The sequence below is a fragment of the Fibrobacter sp. UWCM genome (assembly GCF_900129735.1).
Taxonomy (GTDB): Bacteria; Fibrobacterota; Fibrobacteria; order Fibrobacterales; family Fibrobacteraceae; genus Fibrobacter.
Genome location: NZ_FQWR01000017.1, coordinates 75281 through 81823 on the forward strand (window position 1 = coordinate 75281; position 6543 = coordinate 81823).

4 protein-coding genes and 1 pseudogene are annotated in these 6543 nt (G+C 53.0%); 3 read left to right on the forward strand and 2 right to left on the reverse strand.

Features of this window, described 5'->3' with window-relative positions:
* Positions 1-38 precede the first annotated feature (38 nt).
* Positions 39-881 (reverse strand): outer membrane beta-barrel protein, encoded by an 843-nt coding sequence (locus tag BUB22_RS11415; RefSeq protein WP_072809496.1) that lies wholly within the window; start codon positions 879-881, stop codon positions 39-41.
* A gap of 138 nt (positions 882-1019) precedes the next feature.
* A complete protein-coding gene (locus tag BUB22_RS11420; protein WP_073115225.1) occupies positions 1020-2033 on the reverse strand; it encodes an outer membrane beta-barrel protein in 1014 nt (337 codons plus the stop codon).
* A gap of 152 nt (positions 2034-2185) precedes the next feature.
* On the opposite strand from BUB22_RS11420, the gene BUB22_RS11425 reads away from it, so the two are divergent.
* The 3 genes and pseudogenes from BUB22_RS11425 to BUB22_RS11435 all read left to right on the forward strand — a co-directional run.
* On the forward strand, positions 2186-2878 hold the full coding sequence (locus tag BUB22_RS11425; RefSeq protein ID WP_139258974.1) for a hypothetical protein: 693 nt from the start codon (positions 2186-2188) through the stop codon (positions 2876-2878).
* A gap of 118 nt (positions 2879-2996) precedes the next feature.
* Positions 2997-5684 carry a leucine--tRNA ligase gene (gene leuS, locus BUB22_RS11430; RefSeq protein WP_073115227.1) on the forward strand — a complete coding sequence of 896 codons (2688 nt, stop codon included), beginning with the start codon at positions 2997-2999 and terminating at the stop codon, positions 5682-5684.
* Positions 5685-5986: 302 nt separating this feature from the next.
* Positions 5987-6543 (forward strand): annotated as a pseudogene (locus BUB22_RS11435) (hypothetical protein); the annotation flags it as partial.

Sequence of the window (6543 nt, forward strand, 5' to 3'; positions counted from 1 at the left end):
CTTTTTCTAATGACCATTGACCAATGACTAATAACTAGCTAGAACAGCATGCTCACGCCGAGCTGCACGTAAGATGTCAGGAAGTTCGCATCTGCGAATTTCTTCTCGCCACCGGAGGCCAGGGTCGGGTTCAGCAGGTTCGTGAATCCTTGCACGGCGCGGATGTTCACCTGCACCCAGCGTGTCAACATGTAGCCGATGTCGAGCGCCGCTCCCAGTTCAAATCCTGTCGTCGGGATGGTGTTCGTTCGGGTCTCGTCGTCGCCCATGTCCAGGTTCTGGGTAAATTCAGAAGAACCGGTGAGCTTCAGGCCCAGGTTCAGGCCGAGGCCGACGAAAAAGTTGTAGTCTGCAAACGTGTAGCGAACGATGAGCGGAATTTCGAACATCATGACGTCGATGCTCGCCTCGTCGTCGCCGAAGTCGGTTTCTGCCGCGTAGGAATAATGGCGGTACGAGAATACCAGCTCGGGAACCATGTTCAGGTTCTTCACGCCGAGCGGCAGGGTCACAAGGACGCCCGCCGATCCCTGGAAACCAAGTCCCCAGCCGTCGGTATCCTGCCCGATAAGCGTGTTTACGCCGAGGTTCGCATGCACGCCCAGGAGGATGGACCTCGCAAAGCCCTCGGTACGCTGGCGGTTGATTTCAGCCTTGGAAGTCTTTTCTTTCTTGTACTGTGCGTATTCGGCCGCGTACTCCTCGTCGTCAGCGAACTCGCTTTCCTGCGAACCGTCGTAGCTGGTCCCTTCCGCGGAGCCACTGCTGCCGGCAGAAACCGCACTGTTGTCATTGTCAAACTCGTCGAACTCATCCGCGAAGGATGGCGTGAAAACAGCAAGGAATGTCGCTGCCAGGAATGGAGCAATTCTCGATTTCATGCTAGAATTATAATAAAAGCAAAGTTAAACACCCACCTTATTATAAATTTATTTTGTCCAAAGGGAGTGTGGCAAATTTTTTTTTACCTGCCGCCGGGGCTATCCGGGGCATTTTATACCGATTTTAAGGCTTTTAGGCTAGAGATACAGCGAAAAACCGAGGGTCACGTGCGATGCGAGCAACTTCATGCCGGTCATCGAGGTCACGGCGACCACGTCCTGGTTCAGGAGGTTCAGCACACGCTGGTTGAATCGCAGGTCAACGGAGAAGTTCCTGTTGATGGTGTATCCGATTTCGAAGATGCCGCCGACTTCCACGAACGCGGAGGGGATAAGGTCGTCGTCGGATTCGTCCGTCTCGGTGAGCGTGCTGGTCTCGATGGTCTGCTTGAACTTGGAGGAACCCGTGAGCTTGAGGCCGATATCCACGCCGAGCCCGAGGGTGAGGTTTCCGCCACCGATGGCATACTTGAGCACTACGGGAACCTCGAATAGCACCACGTTGAGGGTGGCTTCGTCCTGTTCGTTGTAGTCTTCTTCGTCGAGTTTGGCCTCGTAGCGGTAACGGTAGTAGCCTACAGAAAGTTCTGCCGAGGCGTACAGCCCTGAATTTCCAAGCTTTGTCAACGTGATGATGCCGCCATTGGCCTCGTACCCGATTCCCCAGTCATCGATTTCGTCGCCCAGGAAAATCTTGTTCAGGCCGCCCGCCACCCTGAAACCGAGCGAGAATCCGCTGGAGAACCCTTCGCGGCTTGCACGGGAAATATCGGAGTTGTCGTTTATATAGCGGTCGTAGGTGTCATCGTCTGCGTCGTCATCGTAGGTTGCGACGTTGTCTTCCTGGCATTCGGGGAGCAGGGAGTCTGCCGGGGTGCATTCGTCTTCGTCGGCCGGGCCCTTGGCGTCTTCCTTTTCCCAAGACTTGCGGGTTGCGTCGGCCGCTTTTTCCGGCTCGGGCGCGGCCTGTTCTCCGCAGCCGTCCCCGATGCATTCGGGGTTGGGTTCTTCGGAACCGTCATTCAGTTCGGTGCTGCCCCCGTTCTGCGAGGCTATCCATGCGGAATCGGTTTCGGCGGGGTATTCGCCCTGCGCGAGGGCTACCGAGGCCGAGAATGCGGCAAAGGCCAGTATGGATTTGAAGAAATTCATGCGCCAAATATAGTTTTTGTGGCGGGGAGAGTCCTGGCCTGTATGGCGAACTGCTTATAAATTTATGTTGTAAACGAAACTTTACAAATCAGAAGGGACTACAGAAAGGCAAAATAGTATATTACGGATTGATGGGGTAAAGGAGAATGACTATGAATAAAATAACGACTTTGTTTTCTGCGGCTTCGCTTGCGCTTGCCGCTTCCATGGCACTTGTCGCCTGCGGTGACGATTCCTCGTCTGCGAGCAATGAGGAACAGCCGGGCTCTTCGAGTGATGAAATTGCTTCTTCCTCATCGGTTATGGGTGATGGTTGCAATGCCGAGAACGAGGGTGAAGTTAAAGTTGAATGGGTCGGAAATCCCAAGTATGGGTACGATACATACAAAAGGTGTAAAAACGGTTCCTGGGTGGAAGGCGATATTTCGTTGACTTGCGATACTGCCGGCGTGCAGGTGGGTGACACTTGTGTTAAGCAAGGTTCGTCGAACATATTCCAGGCAGGAATGAATCCTCAGGCTGGTGAAATATCCTTTGTGTATAAGGGCGATGGTGTCTGGGAACGGACTAATCAGGCACAGATTGATTCGCTGATTGCAAAACAGAATCGTTTTGATGCTGCTCTGCAAGAACAATGTGGCGAGCCAGACCCAGAAAAGGACAATCAGTGCTGTTTTACGCCGCCTGCGGAGGTTACCGAGGAGTTTCCTTGGTATGGAAGCGCCCTCTATGAGTATGAACGTGATCAGTGGTTGCCTCAGGCATATTATTCAGCCCCGGATTGCTTTGAAGAAGTAATAGAGGAAGAAATAATCGATGAAGATGGAGAATTAATTGAAGATTAACGCTCTCATTTAAGGGCTTTGAACATCGGGATGGCTGACCGCCATCCCTTTTTCTTTCTAAATTTACACCCGAAAAATTTAAAGAGGCCGCGGCTTCGCCGGGGCACTAGAGGATAAAATGGCAAAGTACAATCCGCAAGAGATCGAAACCAAGTGGCAAGCCTACTGGGAAGAACATCAGACTTTCAAGACGGGCACCGATAAGTCCAAGCCCAAGTATTACTGCCTGGACATGTTCCCGTACCCGAGTGGCGCAGGCCTCCATGTGGGCCACCCCGAAGGTTACACCGCCACCGACATCATCTGCCGCTACAAGCGCAGCCGCGGTTTCAATGTGCTCCACCCGATGGGTTGGGACGCTTTCGGCCTCCCCGCTGAACAGTACGCTATTCAGACCGGTACGCACCCGGCCATCACGACCAAGAAGAACTGCGACAATTTCCGCCGCCAGATCAAGCGCCTTGGCCTCAGCTACGACTGGAACAAGGAAGTCAACACCACCGACCCGAAGTATTACAAGTGGACGCAGTGGATTTTCAAGCGCCTTTACGGCACCTGGTTCGATGAAGACCAGCAGAAAGGCCGCCCCATCGAAGAACTCCCGATTCCTGCCGATGTCGAAGCAAAGGGCAAGGAAGAAGTCCGCAAGTACAAGGATTCCAAGCGCCTCGCTTACTACGCCGACGCTCAGGTGTGGTGGTGCAAGCATTGCAAGATTGTTTGCGCGAACGAAGAAGTCTTGAACGACGGCAGCCACGAAAAGTGCGGCACCAAGGAAGTGGAACGCCGTAACCTCAAGCAGTGGCTCATGCGCATTCCGCTGTATGGCGATCGCCTGCTGAAGGGCCTCGACAAGCTTGACTGGCCGCAGGGCGTGAAGGACATGCAGAAGAACTGGATTGGCAAGAGCTACGGTGCCGAAGTGGATTTCCCGATTGCCGACGCTAACGGCAAGCCGACCGAAAAGAAGCTCCGCGTCTATACCACCCGTTGCGATACGCTGTTCGGTGCAACCTACATGGTCGTCGCCCCGGAACACGCGATGGTGCCGGAACTCACGACTGCCGAACAGAAGGCCGCCGTGGAAGAATACGTGCACGCCGCCGCCTTGAAGAGCGACCTCGACCGTACGGAACTCGCCAAGGAAAAGACCGGCGTGTTTACCGGTAGCTACGCCGTGAACCCGCTCACCGGCACCAAGATTCCGGTGTGGGTCGCTGACTACGTTTTGACGGGCTATGGCACCGGCGCTATCATGGCCGTGCCTGCCCACGATACCCGCGACTTCGATTTCGCGAAGAAGTTTAATCTGCCGGTCATCTGCATCATGGAACCCGATGCAAGCTGCCCCGAGGACGTTCGCCCGAAGGTTCTCGCTGGCGAAGCTTGCTGGGCTGCCGACGGCACCTACATCAACAGCCAGAACGACACGCTTTGCCTGAACGGCCTCAACAAGAAGCAGGGCATCGCGAAGGTCATCGAATGGCTCGAAGCGAACAAGATCGGTAAGGCCACCGTGAACTACAAGCTCCGCGACTGGCTCTTCAGCCGTCAGCGCTACTGGGGCGAACCGTTCCCGATTATCCACTGGGAAGACGGCGAAATATCTACCGTCGATGATTCCGAACTTCCGGTGCTCTTGCCGGAACTCAAGGACTACAAGCCGGGTGACGGCGGACAGTCCCCGCTCGCAAACGCCACTGAATGGCTCCAGGTCACGGACAAGAACGGCCGCAAGGGTATCCGCGAGACGAACACCATGCCGCAGTGGGCAGGTTCTTGCTGGTATTACCTCCGCTACATCGACGCTTGCAACGGCGATGCATTTGTGGCAAAGGAACTCGAAAAGTACTGGATGCCGGTGGACCTCTATGTGGGCGGTGCCGAACACGCCGTGCTCCACCTGCTCTACAGCCGCTTCTGGCACAAGGTGCTCTTCGACCTTGGCCTCGTCTCTACCGACGAACCGTTCCAGAAACTCTTCAACCAGGGCATGATTCTCGCCTTCGCTTACGAAGATGCCGCTGGCTCCAAGGTCCCGACCGACGAAGTGGAAGAAAAGAACGGAAAGTTCTTCAAGAAGGGCACCGACATCGAGCTCAAGCAGATCGTGGCGAAGATGAGTAAGTCCCTGAAGAACGTCGTGAATCCCGATGACGTCGTGCGCGACTACGGTGCCGACAGCCTTCGTTTGTACGAAATGTTCATGGGCCCGCTCGACGCCGTGAAGCCGTGGCAGACCAAGGGCATTGAAGGCATGAACCGCTTCCTCGGCCGTGCCTGGCGCTCTGTGGTGGGTGATTCTGACGAAGCCCCGGTGTTCGTTGATGAAACTGCCCCTGAAGCCATCGAGAAGGTGATGCACCAGACCGTCATCAAGGTCACGAGCGACATCGAAAACATGAGCTTCAACACCGCGATTAGCCAGCTGATGATCTTCAACAACGAAATGATGAAGATGGACAAGCGCTACCGCGAACCGTGCGAAACCTTCGTCAAGCTGTTGCACCCGTTTGCCCCGCATATCGCCGAAGAAATGTGGAGCATCCTCGGTCACAACGAATCGCTCACGAACGTCGCCTGGCCCGAAGCCGACCACTCCAAAGCCGTGGAAAACACCGTCGAGGTCGTGTTCCAGGTGAACGGCAAGGTCCGCGCGAAGGCATCTGTCGCGAAGGACATGGACAAGGCCGCTTTGGAAAAGCTCGCCATGGACAACGACCGCGTGAAGGAATTCACCAAGGGTATGCAGGTCGTCAAGTCGATTGTTGTGCCGGGTAAGTTGGTCAACATCGTGGTGAAGTAATAAAGGGGGAGGAATCCCCCTCGCTTCAGCCCCGACCCCACCCTTATAATCACGCCCACTCATTTGAGTGGGCGTCTTTTATATAACCCGCCCTGGTCGGGTCTTCCGCTACCCCTTCTAACGGGCGCTCAGTCGCCGCGCCCGTAACGCCTGGGCTTTATCCCACCCGCCCGCCCTGAAATGAGTGGACAGAATACACAATTTTATTTTGTGTTATGCAATAAAATATTATGCTCGGATTGTATATTTACTAATGAATAAACTTAACAGAGTGATTTGTTATGAACCATAATATGTTTCGATTGGCTCGTCCCGTTAAATGGGATATTCTGGAAAATTTCTACAAGAATGTTGAGGGTGGTTTCGAAAAAGTCGAAAGGATGAAACGCTATTGTGAGTCTAATGAAGAAGAAAAAGTATTTGGAAAATACAGTAAATCGCAATTGCGTTATGCTGAGGTGAACAAAGAGTTTCTTTTTGATCGTTTGCTTAAATTGAACGATGAATTCGAGTGGACGAAAGAGAATGTTGATAAGTTGATTCGGCTTGACCAGCATATCCGTAAACTAGAAACCGAAATATATGAAAAATTTGTTCAGATAAAGCAAAACCTAGACAGCCTTATTGTGCAAGGCGTTGATGCTTATAAAGATTATCAGGTTGAAGCCAAGATTGATTATGATGTAAGCTCCATTGATGATGAGGAACATGAACATAAATATGATTGGCTTAATAGTTTGCTACAAGATTATACAGATTGGCACTCGATTAGGCAAGTCTTTTTCTGTAAATTCATGCACAAAAAGCAGATTTTTCCATTTCCTTCTCGGTTAAGTAAGCTTTTTCTTCCATCCATTCC